At 49.2% G+C, this 25,143-nt stretch carries 24 protein-coding genes and 1 rRNA gene; 3 read left to right on the plus strand and 22 right to left on the minus strand.

All coding sequences use genetic code 11. The features are described 5' to 3' along the window. Entirely contained in the window at positions 1 to 1,431 is a 1,431-nt protein-coding gene (peaB, locus tag MED92_RS10310; protein WP_007021479.1) for a quinohemoprotein amine dehydrogenase maturation protein, read from the minus strand. A gap of 73 nt (positions 1,432 to 1,504) precedes the next feature. Continuing rightward, positions 1,505 to 3,106, minus strand: a complete 1,602-nt coding sequence (peaA, locus tag MED92_RS10315) for a quinohemoprotein amine dehydrogenase subunit alpha (protein ID WP_007021480.1) — start codon at positions 3,104 to 3,106, stop codon at positions 1,505 to 1,507. Between the two features lie 470 nt (positions 3,107 to 3,576). Here peaA and MED92_RS10320 point away from each other — a divergent pair, with 470 nt between their 5' ends. Next, positions 3,577 to 5,076, plus strand: coding sequence for an aldehyde dehydrogenase family protein (locus tag MED92_RS10320; RefSeq protein WP_007021481.1), 1,500 nt, complete (start codon positions 3,577 to 3,579; stop codon positions 5,074 to 5,076). Positions 5,077 to 5,141: 65 nt separating this feature from the next. On the opposite strand, the gene nhaD is transcribed toward MED92_RS10320, so the two are convergent. Further along, positions 5,142 to 6,377, minus strand: a complete 1,236-nt coding sequence (gene nhaD / locus MED92_RS10325) for a sodium:proton antiporter NhaD (RefSeq protein WP_007021482.1) — start codon at positions 6,375 to 6,377, stop codon at positions 5,142 to 5,144. Positions 6,378 to 6,525: 148 nt separating this feature from the next. Then, the gene (locus MED92_RS10330) at positions 6,526 to 7,389 is read right to left on the minus strand and encodes a YicC/YloC family endoribonuclease (RefSeq protein ID WP_007021483.1); all 864 of its coding nucleotides are present in this window, start codon (positions 7,387 to 7,389) and stop codon (positions 6,526 to 6,528) included. A 101-nt stretch (positions 7,390 to 7,490) separates the two neighbouring features. Between MED92_RS10330 and rph the strand changes: the two genes are divergently transcribed. Then, a complete protein-coding gene (gene rph / locus MED92_RS10335; protein ID WP_007021484.1) occupies positions 7,491 to 8,261 on the plus strand; it encodes a ribonuclease PH in 771 nt (256 codons plus the stop codon). 65 nt (positions 8,262 to 8,326) lie between these two features. On the opposite strand, the gene MED92_RS10340 is transcribed toward rph, so the two are convergent. Next, complete coding sequence (locus MED92_RS10340) at positions 8,327 to 9,094, minus strand: exodeoxyribonuclease III (protein ID WP_007021485.1); 768 nt, start codon at positions 9,092 to 9,094, stop codon at positions 8,327 to 8,329. Between the two features lie 181 nt (positions 9,095 to 9,275). Between MED92_RS10340 and pyrE the strand changes: the two genes are divergently transcribed. Continuing rightward, positions 9,276 to 9,923 (plus strand): orotate phosphoribosyltransferase, encoded by a 648-nt coding sequence (gene pyrE, locus MED92_RS10345; protein ID WP_007021486.1) that lies wholly within the window; start codon positions 9,276 to 9,278, stop codon positions 9,921 to 9,923. Positions 9,924 to 9,947: 24 nt separating this feature from the next. On the opposite strand, the gene MED92_RS18550 is transcribed toward pyrE, so the two are convergent. The 17 genes from MED92_RS18550 to rrf form a co-directional block, all read right to left on the minus strand. After that, positions 9,948 to 10,412 (minus strand): hypothetical protein, encoded by a 465-nt coding sequence (locus MED92_RS18550; RefSeq protein ID WP_007021487.1) that lies wholly within the window; start codon positions 10,410 to 10,412, stop codon positions 9,948 to 9,950. Continuing rightward, on the minus strand, positions 10,402 to 11,301 hold the full coding sequence (locus MED92_RS10355) for a PulJ/GspJ family protein (RefSeq protein ID WP_007021488.1): 900 nt from the start codon (positions 11,299 to 11,301) through the stop codon (positions 10,402 to 10,404). Before MED92_RS10355 ends, MED92_RS18550 begins: the two co-directional genes overlap by 11 nt. Further along, positions 11,301 to 11,831, minus strand: coding sequence for a prepilin-type N-terminal cleavage/methylation domain-containing protein (locus MED92_RS10360; protein WP_007021489.1), 531 nt, complete (start codon positions 11,829 to 11,831; stop codon positions 11,301 to 11,303). The genes MED92_RS10355 and MED92_RS10360 overlap by 1 nt, the downstream gene beginning before the upstream one ends. Beyond that, on the minus strand, positions 11,812 to 12,396 hold the full coding sequence (locus MED92_RS18555; protein ID WP_007021490.1) for a pilus assembly FimT family protein: 585 nt from the start codon (positions 12,394 to 12,396) through the stop codon (positions 11,812 to 11,814). Before MED92_RS18555 ends, MED92_RS10360 begins: the two co-directional genes overlap by 20 nt. 14 nt (positions 12,397 to 12,410) lie before the next feature. After that, positions 12,411 to 12,923, minus strand: a complete 513-nt coding sequence (locus MED92_RS19335; RefSeq protein WP_007021491.1) for a type II secretion system protein — start codon at positions 12,921 to 12,923, stop codon at positions 12,411 to 12,413. 79 nt (positions 12,924 to 13,002) lie between these two features. Next, positions 13,003 to 13,509: a pilus assembly FimT family protein gene (locus tag MED92_RS10375; RefSeq protein ID WP_007021492.1), complete on the minus strand. Its 507-nt coding sequence runs from the start codon at positions 13,507 to 13,509 to the stop codon at positions 13,003 to 13,005. A gap of 10 nt (positions 13,510 to 13,519) precedes the next feature. Then, on the minus strand, positions 13,520 to 14,743 hold the full coding sequence (locus tag MED92_RS10380; RefSeq protein WP_007021493.1) for a type II secretion system F family protein: 1,224 nt from the start codon (positions 14,741 to 14,743) through the stop codon (positions 13,520 to 13,522). 16 nt (positions 14,744 to 14,759) lie between these two features. Next, positions 14,760 to 16,535, minus strand: a complete 1,776-nt coding sequence (locus tag MED92_RS10385) for a GspE/PulE family protein (protein ID WP_007021494.1) — start codon at positions 16,533 to 16,535, stop codon at positions 14,760 to 14,762. A 14-nt stretch (positions 16,536 to 16,549) separates the two neighbouring features. Continuing rightward, complete coding sequence (locus MED92_RS10390) at positions 16,550 to 18,064, minus strand: tetratricopeptide repeat protein (RefSeq protein ID WP_007021495.1); 1,515 nt, start codon at positions 18,062 to 18,064, stop codon at positions 16,550 to 16,552. Next, positions 18,061 to 18,963: an ExeA family protein gene (locus MED92_RS10395; RefSeq protein WP_007021496.1), complete on the minus strand. Its 903-nt coding sequence runs from the start codon at positions 18,961 to 18,963 to the stop codon at positions 18,061 to 18,063. Before MED92_RS10395 ends, MED92_RS10390 begins: the two co-directional genes overlap by 4 nt. Before the next feature lie 12 nt (positions 18,964 to 18,975). After that, complete coding sequence (gene mshL, locus MED92_RS10400) at positions 18,976 to 20,550, minus strand: pilus (MSHA type) biogenesis protein MshL (protein WP_007021497.1); 1,575 nt, start codon at positions 20,548 to 20,550, stop codon at positions 18,976 to 18,978. Positions 20,551 to 20,563: 13 nt separating this feature from the next. Further along, positions 20,564 to 20,902 (minus strand): hypothetical protein, encoded by a 339-nt coding sequence (locus tag MED92_RS10405; RefSeq protein ID WP_007021498.1) that lies wholly within the window; start codon positions 20,900 to 20,902, stop codon positions 20,564 to 20,566. Further along, positions 20,895 to 21,575 (minus strand): type II secretion system protein GspM, encoded by a 681-nt coding sequence (gspM, locus tag MED92_RS10410; protein WP_007021499.1) that lies wholly within the window; start codon positions 21,573 to 21,575, stop codon positions 20,895 to 20,897. Before gspM ends, MED92_RS10405 begins: the two co-directional genes overlap by 8 nt. Continuing rightward, on the minus strand, positions 21,568 to 22,167 hold the full coding sequence (locus MED92_RS10415) for a hypothetical protein (RefSeq protein WP_007021500.1): 600 nt from the start codon (positions 22,165 to 22,167) through the stop codon (positions 21,568 to 21,570). The genes gspM and MED92_RS10415 overlap by 8 nt, the downstream gene beginning before the upstream one ends. Then, positions 22,167 to 23,084, minus strand: coding sequence for a type IV pilus biogenesis protein PilM (gene pilM / locus MED92_RS10420; RefSeq protein WP_007021501.1), 918 nt, complete (start codon positions 23,082 to 23,084; stop codon positions 22,167 to 22,169). The genes MED92_RS10415 and pilM overlap by 1 nt, the downstream gene beginning before the upstream one ends. A gap of 266 nt (positions 23,085 to 23,350) precedes the next feature. Continuing rightward, the gene (fabI, locus tag MED92_RS10425) at positions 23,351 to 24,121 is read right to left on the minus strand and encodes an enoyl-ACP reductase FabI (protein ID WP_007021502.1); all 771 of its coding nucleotides are present in this window, start codon (positions 24,119 to 24,121) and stop codon (positions 23,351 to 23,353) included. Between the two features lie 317 nt (positions 24,122 to 24,438). Then, positions 24,439 to 24,554: ribosomal RNA gene (gene rrf / locus MED92_RS10430) — 5S ribosomal RNA — on the minus strand. Positions 24,555 to 25,143: the final 589 nt, after the last annotated feature.

Genomic DNA, 25,143 nt, shown 5'->3' on the forward strand with positions numbered 1-25,143 from the left:
TCAGTGAGCCCTCCGAGGAGTAATGTAACTGTCGATAAAGGCCGGATTTTCGGCCAGGATGCGGCTGTAAACTTCGATTCCGAAATCTACCCAGTCGCGCATCAGATCGCAGTAGTGATAAACGGGATGAGTTGGGTCTTCATAACGGGCATAGCTTTCGTGATAGCAACCACCAGAACAGAGGTTGCGAATACGGCAACTGGCACAACCGGTGTTGGTACGATCCAGACGCTGTTCCAGAAAATCTCCCAGACGCGCTTTATCCATACCCTGCTGAACCGAACCAAAAGTATCCAAGTCCGAACCGGTAAAGCGGTGACAAAGGTTTAAGCCACCTTCATGGTCCACTGCGAGCATCGCCACACCGGCACCGCAAGGCAGGGCTTTCTTATTCCCTTCGTGCAGATCGGTGATGAGTTGATGCATATTGGAAAAACCAATATTGCGATGATCCAGCGCGGCTTCCAGATACTCCTGGCCCAGTGCTTTCATATTGCTAAACACCGCTGCCAACTCCTCATCACTGAGGTTGTAGTAGCTGATATCACCGGAGGTTACCGGGGCAAAGCCCACTTCAGCAAAACCAAGTTCATTGAACAGATGATCCCAGATGCGGCGAATATCCGTGATCCCCTTAGTCAGGGTGACACGTGCGCCGACCGGGCGGGATTGGTAACGTTCCAGCAACATCCGCGCTTTGCGGCTCACCACATCATAAGTGCCCTGACCACCCACGGTGATACGGTTCTTATCATGGATCGCTTTTGGCCCGTCCATACTGATAGAGATGCCGAAGCGATGCTCATTGAGCCAATCAACGATCTCTTCAGTCAGCAAGGTAGCGTTAGTGGTCATGGTAAAGTCCACCGGCTTACCCAGTTCGGCAAAACGCCGCTCTGAGTAATCCACTACCTCACGGATCAGCGCCAGGTTTGACAGTGGTTCCCCACCAAAGAACACGACGTTGTAGCGTTCCTCTTGTGGCGATTCCGCTATCAACATCTCAATCGACTGGATCGCTGTTTCCAGTCCCATTTTTTTCCCTGCAGAGGGTTTATCCAAATCCTCTTTGTAGCAATAGCTACAACTCAGATTACAGCCAGTATTTACGTTCAAAACTACGGTATTCAGCGGAAACTCGGTTACCTTCTTCAGCCCGATTTCGGGCGTCAGCGGGGAACCATCGCTGACCAGCTCCAACGCGATCAGCTCTTTCAATGTTTCGCTGATCTGGTCGGCTGGATATTGCTGCTGTAACTCTGCCACCAGCTGCTCAGCGGTTTGTTCCTGCGCACGCAGCGTCTCGATCATCTGCAACGTTAGGTTATCCAACTGAAACAAGCTGCTGGACGGGATATGGAACAACAGTTGGTTGCTGTCCACTTCCACCAGATGCAGGTTCTGTTCAACTAAATTTAATTGGGCGCCCATAACGACCCTCCTCACTATTCTTATTCTCTGGCTAACGCCTAAAGCGTTGCCGTTATGCTTCAGTCAGGAAGAGTTATGGCAGCGGTGGATTATTCCAGCGCTGTACGGTGACGATCATCTGGCCATCAGCTGTCAGCTTTTTGCCTTGATCATCCACAGTCGCAACCACTTTCAGGTTACCCGCGTTGTTGGTCGACATGCGGCGTTTCGGGTTAGGGCCAGCAGCGGCTGTGGTGAATACGCCGGTTTTAGCATCCATCGAGCCGGTAAACTCAACATCGTTGTCCGCTTCAGCCTGAGCATCAAACGGCTCTACATGCCAGGACGCTGGTACAAATCCAATACGCATATCATCATCGGTACCCGCTTTACCATCCGCGCCATTCATCCACGCTTCGGCCTGGAAGTAGCCGTTATATTTCGGCGTAGAGCCACCATTACCACCGACACGTGCCACGGAAAAGTCCGGTACCACTTTCACGCTGCCAATCTGGTCATAAACATTGATCGATGCGCCATTCGCTTTACCCGCTTTAACCATACGGTTACCTGGTTTTGCAGAGCTATCCGCTTTCACCTGCGCAACTACTTTGTTCTTATCACGGTAAAGGACTTCAACCACTTTCAGGCCATCACCCAGAGAGATCTTCTCACCCAGCCCGGTACCGACCAGCGTTAACACCTGAGTGCTACCAGCGCGGATAAATTCAGGCTGAACCGCAAGCAGCTTCGCCTTAGATCCCGCTTTCACCGCGGAAAAATCCATACCCTTTTCATCATGGATAGTTTCGAACATACGCCCAGTCAGCTCAGTGCCATCTTTTGACGCTGCGAAAACCTGACGCATAGAAACGCCATCAATGGTGAGATTGGCACGCCATTCGTAGCCGGTATAAACAATCGCGCTACCTTTGCCTTTGAAGGCAGAACCATCGGCGTATTCACCGTCTACTTTGACGGTATAAAGGTCTTTCTTGCCGCCCTGAATGCTCATCACACCCCGCAGCACACCTTTACCCGGCATATTGGCAGTGAAGCTCCACTGCCCGTTCAGCGGCATTTTTTTTGCTTTCTGCCACTGATTCCAGCTATCCGATTGCAGCGGATAATCTTTTGCTAATGCAGGAACCATCTTATCCAGGGCCAGATCCAACCAGTCACGGTCACGTGCTAACGCCTGGTATTCCAGCGTTGGCCATTGGCCCAGATGGAAATGAATCAGATGTTCCCATTCCTCTTGCGGGCGGCGCTGCAACTCAACACGAGCCCCCGAGTGACAACGGGCACACATCTCGGTGAATTCAGCAGATTCAAAAGATTCCATGGTGTTTAGACGACGCTCCATCGCATAGCGGGCACCTTCGGTTTCTTCAGGGGCCAGGCCCTGTTTATCCGAGAAGTACTTCACCAGCGTACGGCGCTCTTCATCTGTGATCTTAAGACCGTGCATCAGCTGCATGCGGGCAATTGTCATCAGCCAACCCTCAGGGGTTTTTCGCTGATGACTCATACGACTGAACTGAGCAGGTTTAGCTTGCTCCTCACTATGACAGGCAAGGCAGTTTTTCTTGATGATGGACTCGGCATCGGCTGCCTGAACAGCCGTTGTGGGCAGCATCGCTCCTGCCAACAAAACACCTCCCATCAAACGGGAAAGTTTAAGGTTCTTGTTCAAGGCCAGACTCCTTTTTATGTTTATTCTGGGGGCGAAAACAATCGCTTTAGTTCTAAGCCTGCCAGGTATAGAGCACAGCCCGTGCCAAAAGAACAAAACCTTTATATTTCAATCAGATAACAAAAATAAGGGGTTTTACCTAAGGGTTAATCACTGTTTTATTCCGCGACATCCCTGTTCAAAAATGCGACACCGACGAGACAATTCCGTGATTTCTCACCGGTTGAGGACTGTCTCAGGCACTGACTTATTTTTTGACACCCTGTCTCAGAGTGATACACCTCCAAATCAGCTTCAGTCCCTCTCCTCCAAGGCCACGCATCCAATATCCTCTTAAGAATCAGTCAGTTAAATCCAATAAAGCCACTCTGGCACAAGCTTTGCGATCAGCTTAACAACACGTAAGAAGATAGTGGTCCGAGGTGAAAGCCCCCGGAGATAAAAAACAAATATAAGAAAAGGTCCAATTTATGAGTACAGCTACATTTTCACCTTCCGAAGCGGCGCAGGCATTTCTGCAGCGCCAGCACAAAATCCTGATCGGTGCCGAATGGCAAGCAGCCCAGGACGGTCGCACACTGGACGTGGTTAACCCTGCCGATGGTGAAAAGATCGCAACCGTTCCCAGCGGAGGAGCAGAGGATATCGACAGAGCGGTAAGCGCCGCAAAACAGGCGTTTGAAGATTCAGAATGGAGCCGGATCAAACCGGTTGACCGTCAGAAACTACTCTGGGACTTCGCTGATCTCATCGAGAAGAATGCGCCACTCCTTGCCGAGCTTGAGGCACTGGATAATGGTAAGAGCGTGGTTATTGCTGAGCATGTAGATATCCGCCTGGCGGTTGATTTCCTTCGCTATATGGCCGGCTTCGCCACCAAAATTGAGGGACGTAGTGTTGATGTATCAGTACCCTTTATGCCCGATGCACAATTCCACGGTTACACCCGTCGTGAAGCGGTTGGGGTTGTCGGCGCTATCGTTGCCTGGAACTTCCCGCTGCTACTCGCTTGCTGGAAATTAGGCCCGGCACTGGCGACCGGCTGTACCGTGGTGCTAAAGCCGGCTGAAGATACCCCGCTGACGGCACTGAAATTGGCAGAACTGGCCCTCGAAGCCGGTTATCCACCGGGCGTATTTAATGTAGTCACGGGTCTGGGTCATGAAGCGGGCGCAGCCCTTTCCAGCCATCCGGATGTGGATAAGTTAACCTTCACCGGCTCTACCGAAGTGGGCAAACTGATCGGTAAAGCCGCAATGGACAGCATGACCCGGGTGACGCTTGAGCTGGGTGGTAAATCACCGACGATCGTGCTTCAGGACGCGGATCTGCAAAACGCGGCTGCCGGTGCAGCAAACGCCATCTTCTTCAACCAGGGCCAAGTATGCTGCGCTGGTTCTCGCCTCTATGTGCATAAAAAGCATTTCGACAATGTAGTCGCGGATATCTCCGATATCGCTAATGGTATGACGCTGGGCGCAGGCCTGGACCCGAACGCGCAGATGGGCCCACTGGTGTCGGCAAAACAGCAGCAGCGTGTTTGTGGTTATATCGATCAGGGGATCACCAGCGGCGCTAAAGTTGTCGCAGGCGGTAGTGCAGCAGACGGCCCTGGCTTCTTCGTTAAACCAACGGTAATGGTCGATGTAGATCACAATGCATCGGTAGTAAAAGAGGAGATCTTTGGTCCGGTACTGGTCGCTATGCCATTTGATGATATCGATGAAGCTGTGCGCATCGCCAACGACAGCCAATATGGCCTGGGAGCAAGCATCTGGTCGAACAACCTATCGGAAGTCCACCGCATGATCCCACGGATTAAATCCGGTTCCGTATGGGTGAACTGCCACACGGCGCTCGACCCGGCTCTTCCATTCGGTGGTTACAAGCAGTCTGGCCTCGGACGCGAGATGGGTAGCGATGTCATTGAACACTACACCGAAGTTAAATCGGTACTGATGAGCATCTAACCCGATTATTCGCAGACATAAAAAAGGAGGCTATAGCCTCCTTTTTTATCACTTAATGCCCCTTATCACATCGCAATACTGGCAATACCCAACACTGCACAATAGCCCACCGTGTAGGCCACTAGCAGCCAATGCATAAAGCGCAGATAGGTAATGAAGCTGAGCTCTTCCAGCTTACTCAAGGCGATCACCCCCGCCGCAGAGCCGATGATCAGGATCGAACCACCCACACCTACAGCATAAGTCAGACCCAGCCATTGAGCCGTATCCATCTCGATACCAGATTTCAGAATCGCCGCAGTTAGCGGTACGTTATCCACCAGCGCTGAGAGTATCCCGACAATGTAGTTAGCCATATAGATTGGCATCATCTGGTAAAGCTGAGGCAACAGATCCAGTACCGAAAGCTCTTTGAGCATCCCTACCAGCAGCAGTACACCCAGGAAGAACAGCAGCGTATCAAACTCGATATCGCGCACATACTCTAATACGTTGGGCTTGCTCTCACTTTTATAGATAGCCCGATGCACCAGGAACATCACCGATAAACCAAACAGGAAGGTCAGTACCGGTGGCACAGCAAACGCCACACTCATAAACAGGGTGCCGATGATTGTCATCAGGAACAGTGCGGCGATCAGTTTATCGGCAAAAGCGATCGGTCGTTTGAACTTCGGCAGCGTGATCGCCTGATTGTTCCCCCACATCAGACACAACGAGAGCGCCACCACTCCTAGTACCGCAGGTAGCACTAGCAGGAACAGGTTGGTAATCGTGACTTTATCTGCCAGGAAGATCATCAGGGTCGTTACATCGCCGGTGATCAATGACACGCCGCCGGAGTTCACCGCAAAGACAATCAAGGTCGCAAATTTGAGCGTGGTCTTCTTATCCAGATTCAGCGACGAAAGCAGCGACAACATAATCAGCGAGGCGGTGATGTTATCCGCCAAAGACGAGAACAGTAGCGCCAGCAAGGCCATTAAAATCATCAGCTTACGCAGGGTCAGTTCAGTGGGCAGTAAGCGGTAAACGATCTGCGTAATCAAGCCCTTCTGGTTGAGATAGGCTACAAAGGTCATCGCGGCCATCAGGAACAGCCAGAGGGTAGAGATTTCGAGAAGTTGTTCGTTTAAGCCCTCTTTAATATGTTCGATTGAACTATGAGGGAAGATAAAGGCCAGTATCCAGACAAGAGACCCAATAAACAGTGTCGATTTAGCCTTATTTAGATGTATTACATCCTCAAGCACAATCAACACGAAAGCGAGAGCTATCAGCCCAATTATGATTATGTCCATGTTCACAGCTATGTAGTAATTATTTTAGTGGGCACATTCTCCTCTTTTGCATGGCACAAATAAATACCAACTAGGAGCTAGACAGAAAGGTCTAGAAAATCAGCAACAAAAAAGGGCCATAAAGGCCCTTTTTAGCGATTGATATGATTTATTCGATGTTCTGGATCTGCTCACGCATCTGTTCGATCAGCACTTTCAGCTCTACGGCACACTGGGTGGTGCTGGCGACGATCGATTTCGAAGATAGCGTATTGGCTTCGCGGTTTAGTTCCTGCATCAGGAAGTCGAGACGGCGGCCAATCGGGCCTTTCTGTTTCAGCACACGGCGTACTTCCTGTACATGGGTGTCTAGGCGATCCATCTCTTCATCGACATCGGCTTTCTGGGCGATCAGGGCGATCTCCTGCTCGATGCGTGCTTCGTCCAGTTCAGCTTTCAGCTCTTCCAGGCGTTGGTTCAGGTTGTCACGCTGGTTTTGCAGAATCTGTGGCATCTTCTCGCGTACTTCCGCGACAATCTCACTGATCGAATCGAGACGCTGGTTGATCAGGTTTGCCAGTTCCACACCTTCACGGCCACGGCCTTCCAGCAGGTCATCCAGGGCTTTATCAAACAGGGATTTAGCTGAATTCTTAACCAGATCCATATCCAACTTCACATCCTGCATTACACCGGGCCAGCGTAGCAGCTCCAGCGCATCAAGTGGCTGATGTTCTTTCATCATCCCCTGCAGGGATTCCGCCGCCTGAATTACCTCTTTAGCGTAATCCTGATTCACCACCAGCTGTTGAACCTGTGCTTCCGGGTGGAAACGCAGGGTGCATTCCACCTTGCCTCGGCTCAGGGTCTTACGCAGTTTTTCACGCAGAAAACCTTCCAGCTCTTTGAGGTTTTCCGGCAGACGCAGATGGGGTTCAAGGTAACGATGGTTAACGGAACGGATCTCCCAACTCAGTGATCCCCACTCGTGCTCGGCTTCCTGTCGAGCAAATGCTGTCATGCTACGTGTCATATGCTTCATTCTCGATTAAAATGCATCATTAATTCGCATTGTAACAGCCTGGCTTGCTAGTGCCACGCCAAGGCTGACCAGAATATTGATAAAGGACAGGCATGAGCTCATCTATTTCAGAACAGCTGCAGACCCTCGGTATTAAAAAGCATCGTCCAAGCGGTCGTGATAACGATCAGATGCGTGAGGTAAAGATCACTCGTAACTTCACTAAACATGCAGAAGGTTCTGTATTGGTTGAGTTTGGTGAAACCAAAGTACTTTGTACTGCTACTGTAGAGCGCGGTGTTCCCCGCTTCCTGCGTGGTTCTGGGCAGGGTTGGGTAACCGCTGAATATGGCATGCTGCCACGTTCTACAACCACCCGTAATGCTCGTGAAGCAGCGAAAGGCAAACAAGGTGGCCGTACGGTTGAGATTCAGCGTCTGATCGGCCGCTCTCTGCGTGCAGCGCTGGACCTGAACAAGCTGGGTGAAAACACCATCACTTTGGACTGCGACGTGCTTCAGGCTGACGGTGGTACCCGTACTGCGTCTATCACTGGCGCTTTTGTTGCCCTTCAGGATGCGATCAATGTTCTGAAGCAGGACAAAAACGGTGCCATGAAAGGCGACCCTATTAAACAGGCGATTGCGGCGGTATCGGTGGGTATCTTCGAAGGTGAAGCGGTGCTGGATCTGGATTACGCGGAAGACAGCAAAGCTGAAACCGATATGAACGTGATCATGACCAGCAAGGGCGGCTTTATCGAAGTACAGGGCACTGCGGAAGGCGCGCCTTATACTCAGGAAGAACTAAACGCGATGCTGGACCTGGCACGTAAAGGCATCTCTGAGATTGTCGAACTACAGCAGGAAGCACTAGCTGAATAATCTCTCTAAGCACTAAAAAAGGAGCCGAATGGCTCCTTTTTTTATAGCGATTCACTGATCGATGATCAGATTTCGTAATCTATGATCAGAGGTGCGTGTTCGCTGAACATCTCATCGCGATAAACTTGCGCATTCTTAACATTCTTACGCAGGTTGGCAGTGGTAATCTGGTAATCCAGACGCGCACCTTCATTCAGTTTACGGGCGCGGTTGTAGTCCGGCCACCAGGAGAATTGACGCTCGGCTTTGTTGATCTGACGGAAGGCATCAACATAACCCATCTCATCAAAGATCTCTGCCATCCACTCACGTTCCTGCGGCAGGAAGCCGGAAACAGTCTGGTTGGCATACCAGTTACTCAGATCCACCGGTTTGTGCGCGATATGGGTCGTACCACAGAAGATAAACTCGCGACGTTTACGCAGCGTTTTATTAAGGTGACCCATAAAGTCAGTCATGAACTGCTCTTTTTCTGCCTGAGCCTCTTCACTTTTCAGACCGGAAGGCACACAAAAAGAGGAGACGCTGACATGCTCGAAGTCCGCCTGAATAAAACGGCCATGCTGGTCACATAGTTCAAAACCCAAACCGGTCATGATCGCTTTAGGGATATCGCGGGAATAGATTGCTACACCGCTGTAACCGTCTTCCCAGGCATCAAAGAAGTAGGGGTAATAACCTTCCGGATGGTAGCGCTCGTCATCCAACTGGTACTCTTTGGCTCGCAGATCCTGAATGCAGACAACATCCGCATCCTGCTGGACCATCCAGTCAAAAAAGCCATTATCGGTGGCTTGCTCAATACCCTGTGCATTGAATGTGATAACGCGCATAGAAGGTGTTCCTGTCTGAAAGCAGACCAATACTTAATAATATTATTTTTAGCGAAGGTCGAATTGTATAGGGAAGTGAAGCAAATTGAAATTTTTTGAGTATCTTCTGAACAATGGAGCCTGGGCGCTTCCGCTGGTAGAATAGCCGCATCTTTTTTACCCCTTTCCAGCGGAGACTACCATGCAGGATTACCAGCGCGAGTTTATCGAATTTGCTATCGAGCAGAATGTTTTACGTTTCGGTGAATTCACTCTTAAATCAGGCCGTACCAGCCCTTACTTCTTCAATGCGGGTCTGTTCAATACCGGTACTGCGCTGGCAAAACTGGGTCGCTGCTATGCCCAGGCGATCAAGAACTCCGGCGTTGAGTTTGATGTTCTGCTTGGCCCTGCATACAAAGGTATCCCGCTCGCAGCTACAACGGCGGTAGCCCTGTCTGATCAGCACGGTGAAGACGTACCTTACGTATTTAACCGTAAAGAAGCCAAAGATCACGGTGAAGGCGGTAATCTGGTTGGCGCGCCTCTGGAAGGCGGCGTAATGATCATCGACGATGTGATCACCGCGGGTACTGCGATCCGTGAAGTAATGGAGATCATCGATCAGGCGGGTGCAAAACCTGCTGGCGTAGTTATCGCGCTGAACCGTCAGGAAAAAGGAAAGGGTGAGCTGTCAGCTATTCAGGAAGTCGAACGCGACTACGGCATGCCAGTTGTTAGCATTGTCAGCCTGTCTGACCTGATCGAATACCTAAGCGAAAAAGGCGATATGGAAGCCGAGCTGGCGGCTATTCGTAAGTACCGTGATGAATACGGTATCGAAGGCTAAGTAGGCGCTCGTCTCAGAGCAGTGCTATTGTGCTGCTCTGATCACGATATTACGCGAAGCTCCGTTTAGCCCGCTATCCCCGCAATACCCGGTACTATCCACCGTCCAGAAATTTCCCTCTGAAGAGCTTACCGTTCGATAGAACACTTCCGCCCTGCAGCCTCGCAGACCAGGCATACTGAATGTTGCCGTTGAAGAACCATTTGGCCAATAATCTTTAACAGTGGGCTCCGGGCTGCCAACCGCTGCCGATGCACTACAAAGACTCAGGCTATTTTCCAGGCAAGCCAGCTCCAGCTCGATACCGGTTTGCGCCGCGGCGATGGCCCTTGCCCCGAGAAATTCCTGCCCGGTAGTTTCCTGAGACACGGCAAAGAAACGAGACATCCCGGCAATAATCACAGCTAGAACAGTAATCACAAAGATCGCCGAGATAAGGCCCAGGCCCTGTTGCTGTTTGCGCGTCTGCACTTTATGTCTATGGGACATTTTTCACCTGTACCTCGAACTGAACCCGGATCCCTTCCTGTGTTGTGTCCGCTACCGACAGATCCTGATCCTGGATAAACAGATCAAACAGAACAATCCCGTTACGTTGCAGAGTCGCATCCTCATAACGGAACGGTTGGCTACCCACTGGAGAGACGACATCACTGGCTAACAGCGCCTCCTGAGGCTCAGAGAGATTAGCAAAAAGGGCCGCACCATCCGACTGATTCTGGGCAAAGCTGTAGGCCGATCCGTTCTCTCCCTGGAAGCGATACAGATCACTCCCCACTAGGCAAAAACTCACTGGCTCATCGACAATGAAATAACGTTGGGCAGGTGAATCCGCCGGGAATCGATGGGTACTTGCGCCATTAAAATCAACAGTCACTGTCCCACTTCCCGATTCCAGCGCACCGCTGGTGATAAGCGGCGAGATAATAGACCAGCTATCCAGATCATAGATCGGGTTTTGAGTGCTGGTACGGGAGGAATCATCGGCACCAGAGGCGGTCTCATCAATACGGTTAGTATCGATCGGATACACCGCGATACGCCCTTGTGGTGGTTCAACCGCGAAAGGTACCGAGCTGAAGCCCCCAGAGGCAACCGCTAAGGGAACAGCCACATAACGCGAAGCTGCCAATGCCGGAATAAACTCCATACAGCTGCCATCTGCATTTACACGAATACTATTCGGCAGGGCATTGCGCACTTCGCGGGCCATACGCTCAACGGCAACGCGAACCGCCGATGAAAGCTGGTCTCGACGTGTCAGATCTGCATAACCTTGCATCGACGAGGTAATAAAGCCGACAGTCACCAACGAAATAATACCCATCATCGTGATGACAATGATCAGCTCGATCAGGGTAAAACCGCGCTGGCGCATCAGTAGTTACCCCGCAATGCGGAAAAGTTTACCGGCGACTGACCGGTATTTTGTGGCGGTGTCACCGTCACTGTAACCTGTTTCACTAACTCATTGGTAATACCCACCTGGCTACCAGCATAGGTGACACTGACATCCACCTGATAACCGCGGTAGGAAGCAATACCACCCGAGGTCACAAGCTCATTAAATAAGCCCACCGCGCTTTCAGACAATCCATGATAATCATCCACATCATCAAAGGTACTGCGCACCTCGCCTCCATCAGGACCAAAACTTCCCTGCGGGGTACAAGGTGAACAAGCCGGGCTTCCACCCAGCGGGGTCAGTTCATCATAAGGTCTGGAAAGAATTTCTTCGAGATAGGCCTGCCCCAGATAGGAGATTCGGGTTTGCCACATGACATCCGAACTATGCCGGGCAATAGTGCCCCACCCAGAGATAGCCGCGGTCAGGGCGATCGCAATAATAACAATCGTTATTATGATTTCGACCAGTGAAAAACCGCGCTCAGCGACAGGATGTTTCATAGGTATACCCCGTCAATGAGATGCAGTAGTTGCCTCTGCCATCGGTGAATTGCACACTTCTGCTAATTTGGTCAGAAACGCTCGTCGGATCAGGATAGGTTGAAGCAACCGCGAAGTTAACATTCTCTTTCGCTGCGACCAGATCACCCAGTTGATCAAATCGAAACATCAGGTTCTCACCAACGCCTAAACTTCCTGTAATTCCAAGGCTAAAACTCAGGTTCGCATTGGCTGATATATTCGGTTGGAGTTGTACGGGGGTTTCGTCACTACTGCCCATAATCAGGCGAATTCGCCACTGATCGGACGTTACCCTTTCTAAACCCCAGTAAACAGCAGATTCATGCTGAGCGAGTGCAGCTTTTTGGGCGAGCTTTAACGAGCCGAGAAGAGTACTACGAAGGGTCGCTTCCTGATAGCTGGATATCCCACCCAACCTTGGAATGGCGATGGCCGAGAGAATGCCAAGAAGGATAATAACAACGACAATCTCGACCAGCGTGAAACCACGCTGGCGAGATTTAGGGCAGCTCCTCTTAGGGAAATAAGGAACAGAGCTGCTCATCAATACAACGCTAATTACTCGTCAGCACCAGTAACTGTCACATTACCAGAGTCTGCTTCGTAAGTGATCAAACGGTTAGCTCCAGAAGGCGCTGTCTGACGGTAGGTAAAGGTACATGTCTCAGTGTCAGCAGCTGCAGCAACATAATCAACACCATTAGCTGTCGCTGTAGAAGCTACTGGGCGACTACTCTGGAGTACGTTATCCCAAACTGCAATACACTCTGCTGCACTATCAATAGTTGAGCCCGCACCAGAAGCCCCCGTCGGGTAACCAAAACCATTTACCGCCACAGAAGCCGCTCCTTCTAACTGAACACTGCCCCCTGAAGCCGTATTCTCAACTACCGCTTTCGCTTTAGTCAGCGCAATGCCCGCGGCGAAACCGCCTGCCGCACCTTTAACCGCTGCGTTATGAGCATCGTCCGTATAGTTAACAAAACGCGGTAGGGCTACCGCTGCCAGAATGCCGAGTAGAGCAATCACTACTACCAGCTCAATGATGGTAAAACCAGCTTGTTTTTTCATGGAACTCTCTGCTCCTGAGAATAAAATTTGCAATTAATTGATTTTTAACAAATTACAGCCGCCTTGTATAGCAACTGAGTCAATCCGCTGTCCATTTGTAAGCATAGAGTGCTTGCAAATCGGCACCAACAGCTAAGCCTTGAGTTTGCTCTGCTTGTCCGAACCTTATCCGAATCTGAAAAGGGATGATGTTCTCCATTTCAAATTCATTTTCTAAATTCTCTATCCGCTTTGCTTTATATACCAACCAACTATTATCTGTCACAAAATACCAATGCTCCGGTGGAGCTTCATCTAACTCTTCTAGTTTTAACTCCCCCCTATAATTAGAGGGTCGAAGCTGAATAAGTTCAACAGGGTTAGTGCCCGTTAATTCCTCTGCAACAACGTTTTGCTGTTTTGCATACCATTCAGTAACTCTTATCGTTAATTGCGCCTGAATATTGTTTCGGGCTCCATCAAAAGAGACCCGCTCAATACCTTCAGCCATACTCTCAAGTTTTATGTAACCAAAAGTCATAAGAACGGAAATAATAAGAATTGAAACGACCAATTCCAATAGCGAAAAACCACTATTTAGTCTCATAGCTTAACCATCAGTTAATCGTTTCATTAAGCTCCCAAAGTGGTAAGAAAACGCCCAGCGCTAAAATCAATACCATGATACCTATAGCTACTATTAAGATAGGTTCAATTGCACTGGTCAGGTTCTTCAGATCGTATTCTACTTCCTGTTCATAAAAGCCCGCAGCTTCTTCGAGCATTTGATCTACTCGCCCTGTCTCCTCGCCCACCGCCAGCATCTGCATAACCAGCGGGCTGAACATTTCGGTCTGGTGGGCAGTCTGGGTGAATGATTCACCGCGCTCAATCCCCTGGCGCATGCTCGCCACTTTTGTCCCTATATGCTTGTTACCCACAGCATTCGCGACAATAGCCAAGCCTTGTTCAATGGGCACACCGGCCTTCAATACAATACTAAAGGTCCTTGAAAATCTAGCTAAAATAGTTCTATAGATTATCGGCCCAATGATGGGAAACTTCAGTTTCCTTCGGTCCCAGACCATTCGGCCAGATGATGATTTCTTCCAGCGGTAGAAAGACACTAGAGCTAGCAATAATCCTCCCAATAGCAGATACCACCAATTCACCATGAAGTCAGAGATACTAACCAATATCTTTGTTGGTAAAGGCATCTCTCCCCCAAAACTAACAAAGATATTTTTAAACTGCGGAATTACTACTATGTTGATCAATGTGATTGCAGCTGCAATCGCAATCATCACAAACATAGGATATCGAGTAGCTTGTTTAACCTGTTTAACCGTCTGCCTCTCAAGCTCTAAATAGCTTGCCATCTGCCTGAATGCATCATCTAACTGCCCCGTATTTTCTCCGACATGGATCATACTGACATAGAGCTCACTGAATACCTTTGGGTGTTTAGCCAGCGCTGAAGATAATTCATGGCCTTTCTCAAGGTCGTTTGCCAGATCACTCAGGGTTTCAACTAACAGCGGGTTTTGCACGGTATTGGCCAAACCTCGCATAGCGCGTGTAATAGGTACCCCGGCCTTAGTGAGGCTATACATCTGGCGACTGAACATAATCAGTTCATCCAGGCTGATCTTCTGGAACAGTTTTATCTGGATCTCTTTACTACCCGCAGATTCCGCCTTAGCGATAACCTCTTCAATATTGATAGGTATAACACCATCCGTAGATAGCTGGGTCGCCGCCATTGCAGCCGTTGCAGCCTCAACCTGGCCGCTAACTTCCGCCCCATCGCGATTACGTCCTTTATAGCTAAAAACCGCCATCTGCTTAACCTATCGACTATTCCAGTTCTAACCCACTACTTGGCGTTTCAACCTGCGCCGAAGCTTCAGGTGCATCCAGGTAGATCGATTCATCTAGCTGCTCAGTTACCCTAAACACCTCTTCCAGTGTAGTAATACCTTTCATTGCCAACTCCAATGCACTGTATACCAGCGGCTTATAGTGCGGATCGGTTTTAGCAGCAATAGTAAAAGCTGAGCTGTCATCACGGCGCAGTGCATCCGCCATGGGCTCATTGATTTCCAACAGCTCGAAAATACCCGTACGTCCTTTATACCCGGTGTTATTACAGTAGGTACAGCCACGGCCTTTTTTCAATTCAATATCATCGACGCCCAATTCCAGTTGGCGCTCATCCAGCCAAAGCTGCTCCTGCCCTGATGGATGGTAGTGCTGCGAGCAATTTTCACAGATCTTACGCACCAGGCGCTGCGCAAGAATGCCATTCAGCGCAGACGCGGCAAGGTAACCTTCAATACCTATATCCGTCAGACGCATGGCACTGGATACGGCATCATTGGTGTGCAGTGTTGATAGTACAAAGTGACCGGTCATTGCCGCGCGAAGCGCGATCTCAGCGGTTTCCTTATCACGGATCTCACCGACCAGAAGGATATCCGGGTCCTGACGCAGTGTTGCCCGCAGGACAGTAGAAAAATCCAGGCCTATATTCGGCTGCACTTGTACCTGATTGATACGTGGTAAACGATACTCGACCGGGTCTTCTACCGTGATGATCTTCTTCTCATGACTATTCAATTCATTGAGGGCGCCATACAAAGTGGTAGTTTTACCACTACCGGTCGGGCCGGTAACCAGCAGAATGCCGTGAGGTTCATTGATCATTTTCCGCAGCCGCGGCAGCATCTCTTGAGGCAAACCTACTTTTTCGAGACCAATTATTCCCCCGGACTGATCCAGCAAACGCATTACAACCGATTCACCAAACTGAATCGGTAGTGTCGAAATACGTACGTCGACACTATGCCCGGATACGCTGATATTAAAGCGACCATCTTGCGGCAGACGCTTCTCAGAGATGTTCAGCGATGCCATGAGCTTCAAACGCAATACCAAAGCAGAAGCAATTCGCTTCTCCTTCATCACATGTTCATGCAGGACACCGTCTATACGCTGCCGGATACGCAGAACATTTTCATCGGGTTCGATATGAATATCAGATGCACCTACCTGAACGGCATCTTCAAATAAACTTTTCAGAAGCTTAACGACCGGAACATCAACTTCATCGGTTGCCGTCAGTGCCGCCAGGTCAAAGGCGTCATCTGCGATCTCTTCGTTAAGCTGGTCAGCCAGGTCTTCAATATCGCTGGTTTTACGATAAAGCAGGTCCATGGACTGCAGAAGCTGCGATTCGGATACCACCGCCAGCTCTATAGGCTTTGGCAAAGTTCTCTGCAGTTCATCGAAGGCAAAGATGTCCATAGGATCAGACATACCCACCAGAAAGTGGTCCGGCTCCTCTTTAAGAACCAAAGCCCTGAAACGTCGGGCCTGAGTTTCAGGCAGGCGCAGCACATCTTCCTGATTAAAGGAGTAATGAGTCAGTTCGACCAGAGGTATGTTTAACTGCTGGGACAGGAATTCCAGAAACTGCTGTTCCTGGACATAACCCATGGTCACCAGGGCCTTACCCAGTTTCTGTCGGGTCTGCTTCTGCTTATCCAGCGCCTCCATCAACTGCTGTTCAGAAATAACCCCGTTCTGAACAAGAAGGTCACCGATTCGGATTTTCATCTTAGGTGCAGCCATGCAGCCCCTTCCTCCTATCTACCGGCCAGCGCCTGAATACGCTGGCGGGCATAATTCTTTAAGCTTGGTGCAATAGAGGGTATTTGCACACCACTCTGATAGGCATTACGTGCATCAGGGTAACGCTGCGCTTGTTCAAGGGCATACCCCATACCAACCCACCACCTGGGCACCTGATTGTTCAACTGTAGCAACTGGTAGTAGATTCGCGCCGTCGCTTCAGGCATCGCCTGTTGCTGGTAAGCAGTTGCTAAGAGTTCATAGTACTCAGGGTCTTTACTCATCGCGGGTTTGCTCTCCTGAAGCAATTGACTCGCCTCAGCATTTCGACCTGCGTTTAACCAGATTCTAGCCTGAAGTTTCTTCAGAACACTGTCCTTGGGATGTAACTCTCTGCTTTGTAGAATCAGCCTTTGTGCTTCAGCCGTATCACCTGTAGACAATAACAATGTTGCTAATAGCCCTCTGGCCCCAACGACCTTTGAAGGCCGCTGCTGGATAGCGCTACGCAGCAGGTCTTCAGCCTTTGTTAACTCACCCTGATTAATCAAACGTTGTGCCCGGGTCACTGTTTGCTTATCAGTTAAAAGCGTTTTTGCTTTACTGACTGGCTTACTCGCTACAACCTGATTTTCTTTAGGCTCCACACTCGTAACTTGGAGCTGTTCTCTACTCTTTATCAACGGCTGATCAAATACAGGCGTATCCGAGGATGCAGGGGCAGGTTCGTTTTCATCTGTTACCTCAGCTACCTCATCAACCGACGTGGCGCTCTCAACTTCAGATTGAGGCTCCTCTTCAGGCTGATTGATCACAACCGGCTGATCTGGGATGACCCCCAACACTAAAGTTGTTGGATTCTGCTGTACTCTGAAGGCGAACTGACTCTGCAACTGTGTTGTGAGGGTTAGTAGCGTTCGATCATCTTCTTTATTCAGATCAAGGCGTTGAATCAATGGGCTAGAGATCATAGGCAACGCCGTTTTCAGTTTAACGTTATCAAACCCAATGACGATGACATTATCACGCTGACTAACAACCTGGATATCGGCTTCGCCACTCAGCCTGACGACGAGATCTCCACCAAAATCGGCTCCCGCCCATTTGATCTGTTCAATGGCAGCAACGCTTGGCAGGGCGTCAATCGGTGTCCTCTCCACTGGAGTAGGCACGGTTTCAGGTTCAGCATTATTCTGGGCTTCCTGCTCAGCTTTAACTTCCGCAATTACCGGTTGAGCAGCCTGGGCCGTTTTGGGCTCAACAACCACCTTACGCTTGTCGGCATCAGTCCCATCTGTAACCGTGATCGTAGGCTGAGACTCCGTTGATACGAAGTTTTGAGAGATAAACCAGATGGCCGCTACCACTGCAACAAGCCCTACACCTAAGAGGGCGAACTTTGGCGCACGGTTAATCTCTTCTTGTTCAACATATTGCGCCGCTTTTACATTGGGCTGATTACCCGGTACTTCAGCCGGTTTTTCATTGCGCTGCTCAAGATCTCTGAGCATGTCATTAACCAAGCTCACTGGCTAACTCCCAGATAAACCAGCACCGCGGTGGTTAACATTAACACGCCGATCAGCCCCCAGGTTAGAGGCTGAGTGTTTTTAGGCTTGGCAATCCCCTGGGTATCATCGATCGCTTTAAGAACATGCTTCCCATCAACTTTAAGGTCGCCTTTACCATAAGCCGCAAGCAATGCCTTATGACTAAGGATATTAATCAGTCGCGGAGTGCCTCCGGAAGCTTTAGCAATCTTGCGCGCCGCATCACGTTTAAAGAGTGACATACCCTGAAAGCCGGCGCGTTGTATTCTTTGATCGATGTAGTGTTCGACCGCTTCGCCATCAAGGTGGCTCAACTCATAGCTAAAGGTGATTCGTTGCAGCAACTGACGTAAGGACTGCTGACCTAACAACTCATCCAGTTCAGGCTGACCAAAGAGTACCACCTGGAACAGCTTAGAAGATTCGGTCTCGAGGTTAGTCAGCAGACGAAGGGCTTCGATGGTTTCTTCCGGGATAGCTTGCGCTTCGTCGACCAGAAGCACCACTTTTTTATCGTCCCGGGCCAGTTCGATCAATTTATGATTGATCGCATTTAACAACTCAAAGTGTTCCAGGCCACTGACATCCAAACCAATTTCCTGAGCAAAGCTTTTGCGAAATTCGTCCGGACTTAAATAAGGGTTGGGGATATAGGCGGTAACATATTCATCACCATCTAAAGCATTCAGCAGCTTGCGACAGAGAAGGGTTTTGCCTGTGCCCACCTCGCCCACAACTTTTACAAAGCCATCACCGCCAGCCAACGCAACCAACATCAGATTTAACGCTTCATGATGGGTTGGCATATTCAGAAAGAAATGCGTGTTAGGCGTCAGCGTAAACGGCAGCTCTTTTAGACCAAAATGTTCAGTATACATCTCTTACCACACTCACATTGGTGGCAAAGACTGTAGATTCTGGAAAGAACGAAGGCTACGTTTAAGCTCATTCTGCAGATTGTCATGATTCGCTAATACCGGGCGCAGCATAATCACAAGTTCAGTTTTGCTACCGGCCTGGCGCTTCTGCTTAAACAGATTGCCCACTCCTGGAATATCTCCCAAGCCAGGTGTTTTCGCCTGTGTATCAGAATCAGAAGACTTCATTAAGCCGCCAATCACAATCACCTGACCACTTTCAGCACGCACAATACTGTCAGACTCACGAATCGAGCTTAGCGCCAATGGGATGTTGAAATCATCGGTACCTACGCTGATTTGCTTCTGCTGATCCACCACTTCAGATACCGTTGGATGAATATGCAGAACAATGTCACCATTAGCACTAATCTGCGGTGTGACATCCAGAGCGATACCTGAGAAGAATGGCGTCAACTCGATACTTGGCGATGTGGTAGTACTGGTCCCTGTCGTAGTAGTGTTTTCAACTTCTGTTACGAAAAACTCATCCGTACCCACTTTGATAACCGCTTTCTGGTTATTGACCGTAGAAACACGCGGGCTAGATAACACCTGAACATCACCCTGGCTACCCAGCAGTTCAATCACTGCTGAGAAATCACCAATGCTCAAATCTGCCTTAAAAATACCGCCGATAGCATCCTGATTGGTTAAGCCAACTGAGGACTGGGTGAAATTAGCCGTATTACCCGAACCGGGTTCGCCAAGGATGGACCAGTTAACCCCCGCCTGAAAACCATTGTTCAGGGTCACTTCCAAAATCTTCGCTTCAATCACAACCTGACGATGTAAAATCAGTTCAGCCTGGGACAGATAATCACGTACAGTTGCGAGCTCACTCGGTAGCGCACGAACAACAACAACGCCGGTCTGAGGTGTTACAACGACTTTACGCCCTTCACCGGTCACAATCGTGTTTAGCGTTTCCTGTAACCCTCCCCAGAAATTGGTCGACGTTTTAGTACTGATTCGCGTACCAATCACCTCTTCACCGCTGGCATTGTCACCCGAATTACTAACAGAACCGGCACTGACCTGAGTATCTGAAGTGCCATCGCGCTGAATATCCAGATAGTTAATCTGGAAGATCTCGGTTTGCAGCGATGCTGGCAATACCTGATAAAGGTTACCGGTACGATTGTATTCATAGCCGTAAACACGCTGGACTGCCTGCATCACTTCATCAACGGATACATCCTTTAATTCGAGCGAGATATTCCCGCCCACCGCCTCATGGACGATCATGTTATAGGCTGTACCTTGTACCAAACCCATAAAGAAGTCTTTTGCAGGAAGCGCCTCCGCTGTGATATCAAAGCGTTCGTCCGCAGATGCAGCAGGAGACTGAAGATTAAGAGGAGGTAGTAGCGCCGGAGCAATAGGGGGCGGCGTAACGATCTGACGCTGCTGATTATTCTGGATCGCATCCTCAAGGGCAGCCACACCAACTTCTTGAGTGGTCTTGCCACCAATCGGAGCGTTTCCCTGGCACCCTGCTAGTAGGGCGGCACAGCCGATCCAAAGTAAACCGTAAATATGCTTCATAGTTTTGTCCGACTTATTTCCCACTCTTTGTCTTACTGAATCCCTTTCGTTCAGACAATGATATTAACTTCTGTTCGTTTCCAACATTCAGCGTTACACCTTTCTTTGTGATCGATACCACTTCGGCACCATCCACAAAATCCCCTTGCTGAACGCGCTGACCATTAATGACGGCCATGTTGTTTTTCTTACCCGTAATCATCCAGCTGAGCTGGAAAGCTGCCTTTTCGGAAACAGCTACACGACTCTCGGAAAAGGCCGCTATTGGTTGCGTAGGGTCAGCCGGTAGTTGTTCAGTATCAGCCTGAACCCCACAACATATCAGTAAAAACGCCAAAGAAAGCTTATGCACCTAACCACCCCTCTTCCGAGCTTAAGGTGTGGACCTTAATTCGTATCACCGCCTCAGGGTGTGAATCGACTTCATATTCAAGGAGATCCCAGAAAAACACCCCTTCCAACTGCTCAATTTTCTGCAGGTAGTCATAGAGGCCCTGATAAGTACCGGCCAATTCCAGTTCAAACGGGTGCACATAAACAATAGCCTGAGCAGTTTCTGTAGTTGCTTCTGCCCCTTCCTCATCAACAGGCTCACCTAGTTGCATAGGTTCAACACCCAGGCTTTTTGCTGAAACAAGTTTAATGCCCTGATCATCAGCCAGTACAGAATGTAGCATGCTTAGCATCTGATCCGGGGTCACCAAATTAGTTGCCGCACGACGAATTTCATTATTGACATCAGAGAGTTGTGTACGCAGTTTCTTAAGCTCAGCGCGGGCCGCTACGTTCGGATCTTTTACTTGCTGTCCGCGAAGCAAATCCAACACCCGTTGTTGACTATTAATCTCAGTTTGGAGGGTTTCAATCTTGGCCGGAGTTTTCTGTAAAGTAATCAAAGCAGGCTCAAGAAGGAATATAAAAATAAGAACGACCGGTGCAACCACAGCGGTAAATAGCAGTAAAATTCGTTCCCGCGGGCTAAAACCCTGCCACTTAGCTGACCAGTTCTGGAATCGTTTACTCATAGCGTCGTAACTCCGCAGTCGCTGTAAAGCTGACCCCGTTATCAACAGCTTGAACGTTTAAGTCCGTTACGCTCATGTCACGGAAAACTTCAGTATTACCAATCGCTTCAAGCATCTCAGGAACAGAAGGACCGTTCACCGCGGAACCTGTCATCTTTAATAAACTATTTTCTGTATCTAAAACAAAAGCACTTAACCAACTACTCTCTAAGGAGGATTCGGAAAGACCATAAAGATATTCAGAAAAAGACACCGATTGCTCCGGTTGGACTTTATACAAAAGCGTTTGCAGCTGTTTACGGCTATTAATCTCTGCTTTGATACGTTCCTGTTCGGCAACGATTTCAGGATTAACCCGTAAATTCTGGAATCGGGCTTGCTCTGCCGAGACTTGCGCATCCAAATCAGTTTTCAAGGCCTGTAAACGATCAAACTCACGTTGTTGACTATCTGCGTAGAAAGTCAGCCCTGCTCCAGCTATCAGCATCAGAATAGTAATGGCAGCAAAGACCGTCACACTTCCGGATAAGCTTAATAGGTCGAACTTTTCCTTCGGTTTATTCGGGTTATAGAGGTTAATTCGTTGCTTCATCACTTCACCTCTTGCCGTTGAGAATCAGAGCGAAGTGCAGCTGCGATAGCTAATGTCGTTTTACTCTGCAGTTCAGGTGTCAGTTCTACTGAAGATTCAATCAGGTTATCCAGGTTTAAGGAATGAATATCAAGCGCAAGGTTATATCGCAGTTCATTCATCAAAGGGGCATCGTCTTCCTGAAGCGGCATGACAGCCAGACGAACACAAGGGGGTTTACCTACCTGACTTTCATAGTAATCGAGCGAACGCTGTAACTCTAACACCGCCCCTGAAGCATTCTCAGGCGGGGAGTTACGGTGATAAGCCAGATTACGAGTAAAATACAAAGCCTGATCTGAGAGCAGGTTAATAGAGCTTGCTGTTCCACCAATATAAAAAATCGCCAACCCAGCTTCAGAGTCAGCCAGATCTTCCGTGAGATTTAATAACGCGAACTCGGGTACATCAACGATCGCTGGCTCTAAACCGATCTCTTCACACCAATCGGTTAACTCATCAACATTGTCTTGCTGGGCAACTACCGCATAAACCATGCTAGAACGGCCACGATACGCATCATCGGGGAGTTCTACAAAATCAATGACTGCCGTTTCGATATCGAAACTGACCATGTCCTTGATACGCCAGCGTAAAGCTTCAGCTAGCTCTTCATTTGGCACATCAGGCTTCTCAACCAATAGTACTTGGTAGCTGCCTTCAGGCAATACTATGACAGCCTGACTGCCTGCGAGCCCCTGCTCAGAAACAGCATCGCCGATCTTTTTAGGCTCTTTGAGCGGATTAGCGGTGGGAATATGGAAACAGGCGTCTAATTCAGGTTGCAGCGCTGCGTTTTTAATATGAGCAAGAGACACACCATCCCCTGTCAAAACAACAGATGTCAGGCCTTTAGTCGCAGACTTTTTGCGAAACATCGAAAGCAAACGTAACACTCCTGAACCATGTGCGGTTGATAGCCTACAAATTTACCGGTCCTAAACAATCGTTTCAATCAATTCAGCAAACATTCATGATTAAGAACAAGGCTTGAAGATATTTTCGGCCGAATATCAGATAACTTAACAGAATTCAGATGAAATAATCACCGTATCATGTTGTTTTTGGTGAGATAATAAAAAACCCAAGCGGATTTACACTTGGGTCTCATACATTTGGCTAACAGGTACAACAGAGTTATCAACTAGCCAACAATACAAACACCATGATCGACATAGTGAGTTGTGCCAGTAACACCTCGAGAGAGGTCGCTCAGATAGTACAGAGCAGCACCACCCACTTCTTCCGTTGTCGGTAGTTGATGATCTACAGCCTTTTGTTTGTTGTAGTCGAGCATCGCATCAAAATCCTTTATTCCCCCTGCCGCACGGGTTGCGATGGTACCAGGAGAGATACAATTAACTCGAATATGCTTAGGACCCAGATCACGAGCCAGGTAACGCGTAGCGGCTTCCAGAGACGCCTTAGCACAGCCCATGATGTTATAGTCGCCGGTAGCGAGAGCACTACCTAAATAGGAAAAGTTAATCAGTGAACCACCTTTTGGCATCAAGCCCTTAGCTTTCGCGGCCATCTCAATAAAAGAGTAACAGGACACGTCCATAGCCTGCAGGAAGCCTTCGCGAGAACATTCTGAAATAGGAGCATGAAGATCATCAATCGGGCAAAACGCCAGAGAGTGAATCAAACCATCTAATTCCCCCCACTGCTTCTCGATCTCAGCAAACACCGCATCCATTTGCCCTGGAACTGTGACATCAAGAGGCATAACAATGCTCGCATCAAGCTCGTCGGCTAAAGGACGTACAAAGCGTTCCGCCTTTTCATTAAGGTAAGTAATTGCCAGCTCAGCACCTTGCTCTTTAAGCTTCTTCGCACAACCGTAAGCAATACTCTTATCGTTAGCAATGCCGACAATCAGAACCTTCTTGTCAGCCATCAGTTTGTTGGACATTTGCGTCCCCTTGAATACATATACATTAAATAGGGGCTATTTTACGCGCTTGCACAATACAAAGGTATGACAAAACCGGAATTTCGGTCGGAAGAAGGAGGTTGAAGTGTGGATAAAGGCGGATAAAGGCGGATAAAGGCGGATAAAGGCGGATAAAGGCGGATAAAGGCGGATAAAGGCGGGATCAGTGTAGTGCCTTTCGCTGAGTCTGGCTGCTTTTAGCTGATCCTAGCAGTTCCTGGATCTTTCAGCCTGCTTTCCAACCATAACGAAAAAACCCCTACCGCGTCAGCGATAGGGGTTTCTCGTAATTAAATGCTTGGCGATGACCTACTCTCACATGGGGAAGCCCCACACTACCATCGGCGATGCTGCGTTTCACGTCTGAGTTCGGTATGGGATCAGGTGGTTCCACAACTCTATGGTCGCCAAGCAAAACTGTTACAACTCGGATCTGATTCTTCTTATCTTTGATTTAGAGCTCTATGACTGTAGCTTTTCGTACTGCGCTAATTCGTTACTCTCTATCGTTCTTACTAACTAAACCACAAATTATCTTCCAAACACCTTTGGCGTTATATGGTCAAGCCTCACGGGCAATTAGTACTGGTTAGCTCAACGCCTCACAACGCTTCCACACCCAGCCTATCAACGTCTTAGTCTTAAACGGCCCTTTAGGGGAATCAAGTTCCCAGTGAGATCTCATCTTGAAGGAGGCTTCCCGCTTAGATGCTTTCAGCGGTTATCCCGTCCGAACGTAGCTACCCGGCAATGCAATTGGCATCACAACCGGTACACCAGAGGTTCGTTCACTCCGGTCCTCTCGTACTAGGAGCAACTCTTCTCAAATCTCAAACGCCCACGGCAGATAGGGACCGAACTGTCTCACGACGTTCTAAACCCAGCTCGCGTACCACTTTAAATGGCGAACAGCCATACCCTTGGGACCGGCTTCAGCCCCAGGATGTGATGAGCCGACATCGAGGTGCCAAACACCGCCGTCGATGTGAACTCTTGGGCGG

This window comes from Neptuniibacter caesariensis (genome assembly GCF_000153345.1).
GTDB lineage: Bacteria > Pseudomonadota > Gammaproteobacteria > Pseudomonadales > Balneatricaceae > Neptuniibacter > Neptuniibacter caesariensis.

Bases quoted from the DNA above. Each gene is read 5' to 3' on its own strand.
- mshL (WP_007021497.1), bottom strand. From the start codon at position 20,550: ATGAAGCATATTTACGGTTTACTTTGGATCGGCTGTGCCGCCCTACTA.
- pyrE (WP_007021486.1), top strand. From the start codon at position 9,276: ATGCAGGATTACCAGCGCGAGTTTATCGAATTTGCTATCGAGCAGAAT.
- MED92_RS10385 (WP_007021494.1), bottom strand. From the start codon at position 16,535: ATGGCTGCACCTAAGATGAAAATCCGAATCGGTGACCTTCTTGTTCAG.
- rph (WP_007021484.1), top strand. From the start codon at position 7,491: ATGAGCTCATCTATTTCAGAACAGCTGCAGACCCTCGGTATTAAAAAG.
- MED92_RS10355 (WP_007021488.1), bottom strand. From the start codon at position 11,301: ATGCGCCAGCGCGGTTTTACCCTGATCGAGCTGATCATTGTCATCACG.
- MED92_RS10320 (WP_007021481.1), top strand. From the start codon at position 3,577: ATGAGTACAGCTACATTTTCACCTTCCGAAGCGGCGCAGGCATTTCTG.
- MED92_RS10340 (WP_007021485.1), bottom strand. From the start codon at position 9,094: ATGCGCGTTATCACATTCAATGCACAGGGTATTGAGCAAGCCACCGAT.
- MED92_RS18550 (WP_007021487.1), bottom strand. From the start codon at position 10,412: ATGTCCCATAGACATAAAGTGCAGACGCGCAAACAGCAACAGGGCCTG.
- pilM (WP_007021501.1), bottom strand. From the start codon at position 23,084: ATGTTTCGCAAAAAGTCTGCGACTAAAGGCCTGACATCTGTTGTTTTG.
- MED92_RS10395 (WP_007021496.1), bottom strand. From the start codon at position 18,963: ATGTATACTGAACATTTTGGTCTAAAAGAGCTGCCGTTTACGCTGACG.
- MED92_RS10380 (WP_007021493.1), bottom strand. From the start codon at position 14,743: ATGGCGGTTTTTAGCTATAAAGGACGTAATCGCGATGGGGCGGAAGTT.
- peaB (WP_007021479.1), bottom strand. From the start codon at position 1,431: ATGGGCGCCCAATTAAATTTAGTTGAACAGAACCTGCATCTGGTGGAA.
- MED92_RS10415 (WP_007021500.1), bottom strand. From the start codon at position 22,167: ATGAAGCAACGAATTAACCTCTATAACCCGAATAAACCGAAGGAAAAG.
- fabI (WP_007021502.1), bottom strand. From the start codon at position 24,121: ATGTCCAACAAACTGATGGCTGACAAGAAGGTTCTGATTGTCGGCATT.
- nhaD (WP_007021482.1), bottom strand. From the start codon at position 6,377: ATGGACATAATCATAATTGGGCTGATAGCTCTCGCTTTCGTGTTGATT.
- MED92_RS10330 (WP_007021483.1), bottom strand. From the start codon at position 7,389: ATGACACGTAGCATGACAGCATTTGCTCGACAGGAAGCCGAGCACGAG.
- MED92_RS10375 (WP_007021492.1), bottom strand. From the start codon at position 13,509: ATGAGACTAAATAGTGGTTTTTCGCTATTGGAATTGGTCGTTTCAATT.
- MED92_RS19335 (WP_007021491.1), bottom strand. From the start codon at position 12,923: ATGAAAAAACAAGCTGGTTTTACCATCATTGAGCTGGTAGTAGTGATT.
- gspM (WP_007021499.1), bottom strand. From the start codon at position 21,575: ATGAGTAAACGATTCCAGAACTGGTCAGCTAAGTGGCAGGGTTTTAGC.
- MED92_RS18555 (WP_007021490.1), bottom strand. From the start codon at position 12,396: ATGAGCAGCTCTGTTCCTTATTTCCCTAAGAGGAGCTGCCCTAAATCT.
- MED92_RS10360 (WP_007021489.1), bottom strand. From the start codon at position 11,831: ATGAAACATCCTGTCGCTGAGCGCGGTTTTTCACTGGTCGAAATCATA.